The organism is Acidimicrobiales bacterium (assembly GCA_035316325.1).
Taxonomy (GTDB): domain Bacteria; phylum Actinomycetota; class Acidimicrobiia; order Acidimicrobiales; family VFJN01; genus DASXTK01.
Genome location: DATHJB010000059.1, coordinates 1 through 4,036 on the forward strand (window position 1 = coordinate 1; position 4,036 = coordinate 4,036).

General features: G+C 71.2%; 6 protein-coding genes. All 6 read left to right on the forward strand.

What is annotated here, in order from left to right:
- Positions 1-220, forward strand: a 220-nt coding sequence (locus VK611_08250; protein ID HMG41306.1) for a hypothetical protein, incomplete at its 5' end; no start/stop codon positions are given.
- A gap of 122 nt (positions 221-342) precedes the next feature.
- The gene (locus VK611_08255) at positions 343-552 is read left to right on the forward strand and encodes a hypothetical protein (protein HMG41307.1); all 210 of its coding nucleotides are present in this window, start codon (positions 343-345) and stop codon (positions 550-552) included.
- 103 nt (positions 553-655) lie between these two features.
- Positions 656-1,714 (forward strand): hypothetical protein, encoded by a 1,059-nt coding sequence (locus VK611_08260; GenBank protein HMG41308.1) that lies wholly within the window; start codon positions 656-658, stop codon positions 1,712-1,714.
- Positions 1,711-3,471, forward strand: coding sequence for a DNA methyltransferase (locus VK611_08265; GenBank protein HMG41309.1), 1,761 nt, complete (start codon positions 1,711-1,713; stop codon positions 3,469-3,471). The genes VK611_08260 and VK611_08265 overlap by 4 nt, the downstream gene beginning before the upstream one ends.
- Positions 3,468-3,839, forward strand: a complete 372-nt coding sequence (locus VK611_08270; GenBank protein HMG41310.1) for a hypothetical protein — start codon at positions 3,468-3,470, stop codon at positions 3,837-3,839. The genes VK611_08265 and VK611_08270 overlap by 4 nt, the downstream gene beginning before the upstream one ends.
- On the forward strand, positions 3,836-4,036 hold a 201-nt coding region (locus VK611_08275; GenBank protein ID HMG41311.1), incomplete at its 3' end, for a hypothetical protein. The genes VK611_08270 and VK611_08275, both read left to right, overlap by 4 nt.

A 4,036-nucleotide genomic window follows, 5' to 3' on the forward strand; every position in this document is an offset into this window, starting at 1 on the left:
CGGTGACAAGGAGGTGGCCTCCCGGTTGGAGGCCAAGCGCACCGGCACCACGGACTGGGTCGCCGCCCAGACGCCGAACGATGACGACTTCGAGCTGATCGAGGCCTTCTACGGCGACGGCACGAAGGCCTGGAAGGGCCCCGACCTGGTCGAGTCCGAGGGCGCCCCGGCGACCAACGGGCTGGCCAAGGCGGACGACGACGGCCCGCCCCCGTTCTGAGCGTGAACGACTGCCCCGGGCGCGCTCCCTGCGTCCGGGGCCTCGGGCCCGGCCGGTGCCGAGGTCCACGGGTCCGACTCCCGTGGGGTCCACGCAACGATCATTGACACGAGGAGACGACCATGAGCGAGACGCCGATGAGCGAACGAGGTGAGGCCACGTCCCACGAGTGGGGTGTGGCCTACGAGCTGGACGAGAACGGCCGCCCGATCTGGCCGGTCGAGCTGTCCGATGACGAGCAGGATGCCCGTTCATGGGCCCAGGCCAGTGGCGACCCGGACGCGAAGGTCGTTCGCCGCACGGTCACCTGCGGCGCATGGACGGTGGCTTGACATGGCCCTCGTCCGCGCCGACCAGACGCCCTCGAACCCGGTCAAGGCCCCGACCGCCGACGTGCCCAACTCGATCTTTAGGGATCAGTGGAAGAGACCGCTCGTGGTAACTCCCAGCGGGTCAGTGGAGGCCTACACCCGGGCATCGACTATCGGGTCGGTCCTGGAGGACCAGAACGGGATCGGCATCTGGAAGATGCGCCAGGTCGCGTGGGCGCTCGGGCACTCCCGCCCGCTGCGACTGCGCGCCGCCTCGATCCCGGACACCGCGAGTTCGGAGTCCAAGTCTCTGCTCAAGGAGATCACCAACGACGCGTTGGACTTCGCGGACTCCCGGGCGGCAGCCGACGTCGGCACCGCGCTGCACGCGCTCACCGAGCGGGTCGACCTCGGCCGGCCGATCCCGGACCTGGAGGACGACCAGGCCGCGATCGACGCCTACATCGAGGCGACCCGGGGCAAGTTCGTCTTCCACGGCACCGAACAGTTCGTGGTGTGCGACCAGTTCCAGGTCGCCGGCACGTTCGACCGGATCGCGGCCCCGCTCGGCGACATGACCACCCAGGACGGCACCCTGATCCCGGCCGGGTCCCGGCTGGTGTGGGACCTCAAGACGTCCGGCTCGTCCAAGTTCTTCGGGATCAAGTTCGCCGCCCAGCTGGCCGCCTACGCCAACGGCGTGCGCTACCGGGGCTGGAACACCATCGGCGACGACGTCGACCCGCGCACCCTGTCGCCGGCCGAGAAGCTCGCCGCCTCGCGCGGCGAGCGACTGGAGTGGCCGGACGGGATCGCCCCGCGCACCGACTGGGCGCTGATCCTGCACGTCCCCCAGGGCGGGCCGGAGCGCAAGGGCGACCCGCCCGCGCAGCTGTATTGGGTGGACCTGACCCGCGGCCTGGAACTACTGGCGCTGGCCACCCTGATCCAGGGCTGGCGGGCCCGCAAGGACCTGGTCGTGAAGGCCGACCCGCCGCGGGTGCCGATGGCCGAGGGCCTGTCGGGGGCCGGGCTCTCCTCGCTGATCGCCGCCGTGCCGGCCGGGCCGGACATGCGCGCACAGCTTCTCCGCCTGTTCGATCAGCACACATCCACCTGGACGGACCTGCACACACATGAGGCCAAGCGGCGCCTGAACGCGCCACGGCTGGGGCGGGCATGAACCGCTCCGTCGACCTGCGCTTCGGCGACTGCCTGGCCGTCCTGCGCGAGCTCTCCGACGAGTCCGTGCACGCGGTCATCTGCGACCCGCCTTACGGCCTGGCCGACGTGCGCCCCGAGCGGGTCGTCACCGCGCTGACCGCGTGGGCGAACGGCGACCGCGACCACGTCCCGGACGGCAAGGGATTCATGGGCCGGGAGTGGGACGCGTTCGTTCCCCCGCCCGCTGTGTGGGACGAGTGCTTGCGCGTGCTCAAGCCGGGCGGGCACCTGCTCGCGTTCGCCGGCTCCCGCACCGCCGACCTGATGGGCCTGTCCGTGCGCATGGCCGGGTTCGAGATCCGGGACACGATCATGTGGGTCTACGGCTCGGGATTTCCGAAGGGGCAGAACGTCGGCAAGGCCGCCAAGGTCGCAGAGCTGGAGGGGTGGAACACCGCGCTCAAGCCGGCCCAGGAGCCGATCATCGTCGCCCGGAAGCCGCTCGCGGGCACGGTCGCGGCCAACGTACTAGCATGGGGCTGTGGCGCTATCAACATCAACGCAACCCGGGTCGGCCCGAACGGCGGCAGCCGCGAAAGCCTCGGCCGAGAAGCGGCGCCGCGAGGGTGTCGTGTTCATGCCGTGCGCGATGTGCGGCAAGGAGATGCGCCGCTGGCGTTCGCAGGTGCAGCGAGCGAAGTTGCCGATGACCTGCAGTCAGAAGTGCAGGGGCGACCAGCTGCGCGGGCAACGGAACCCGCGGTGGGGCGGCGGCGCCTGGACGGAGAGTCGGTCGGGCTACCGGAAGCTGGCAGTCCGCCACCTGTCGGCCAAGGACCTGTCGCTGATCCCGGAACCACATCCGCGCGAGGTGTTCGAGCACCGCATGGTGATGGCGAGGAAGGTCGGTCGGCCGCTCCTGCCGACGGAGATGGTCCATCACATCAACGGGGACAAGGCGGACAACCGTCCGGAGAACCTGCACTTGACGGACTGGGAGGGGCACTCCCGGGAGCATCGGCTGATCGAGCGCGAGCTGACGATGTTGCGCTGGCAGAACATGGTCCTGGCGACTGCACTTGCGGCACTGATGCAGCGTCCGGAGTAGCGCCCGCCGGCCGCTGGCCCGCGAACGTCGTCCTCGTCCACGTCGACACCTGCGAGGACGGGGGCGCGTGCGGGGACTGCCCGGTCGCCGAGCTGGACCGGCAGAGTGGGATCACGAAGACCGGCGACAAGCCGTTCAACCGGAACACCGCGCTCGGCGTGATGAACGACGACGCGTGGACTGCGCAGCACCAGACCGCCCAGCGTCATCCCGGCGAGGGCGGCGCGTCCCGGTTCTTCCCGACCTTCCGCTACCAGGCCAAGGCTCCGGCCGCCGAGCGCCCGAAGATCGACGGCAAGGGCTGGCCCACCGTCAAGCCGCAGGGCCTTATGCGGTGGCTGGTCCGGCTCGTCACCCCGCCCGGCGGGCTGGTGCTGGACCCGTTCGCCGGGACCGGCTCGACACTGCAGGCCGCCCGCGATGAGGGGTTCGACGCGATCGGGATCGAGCGGGATGCGTTCGCGTACCAGCTCGCATGCCAGCGGCTCGGGCTGACCGAGCTCGTGCTCGTCGAGCCCGAGCCCGTCGACCCGATCCTGACCTCGATCAGCGCGGCGGCCACGTACGACGACCTGGTAGCGCTCTGGCGTGAACATCAGGACGGGTGGTCGGACGTGCACAGCGCGGCGGCCAAGGACCGTCGAGCGGCGATCGATGTGGTGGCATGACCCGCCGTCCGGTCAAAGGCCTGGCCCCCCGGCTGGCCGTCGAGCCCGCCCCACGTCCGCCCGGCCCGACCGAGATCCTCGGCCCGGACGGGCGGGTGTGGCTGCGGCACGCCGACGGCCTCTACTACGACGAGGAGCAGACCGAGGTATTCAGTCAGGGCGCGTTGCGCGACCTGATCGCGCGGGCCGCCGAGCGGCTGGCGATCGCGAACGCGCGCACCCCGGACCCGGTGCTGAACGCGATCGTGACCGCCCGGACCGTCGACGAGCTGCGCGACATCTGGCCGCGAACGACGACGCGCGAGCAGCGTGCCGCCATCCTCGGCCGCCGGGCCGCGCTCGAGCTACCACCGAAGGGGGACCGATGACCACCGCGACCCGGGCGCCGCAGGTGTGGCGCGGCTACGACGCGCTGGCGCAGGCAGACGAGCCGATCGGCAGCCACTACTCGCCCAACGCGCTGCGCACCCTGCGCCGGCTCGCGCCGGCGTCGTCCACTGTCGCCGCGCTGGTCCGGACCGACGGCCGCCGAACCGTCAAGGTTCAGGCCACCGTGCGCCGGTTG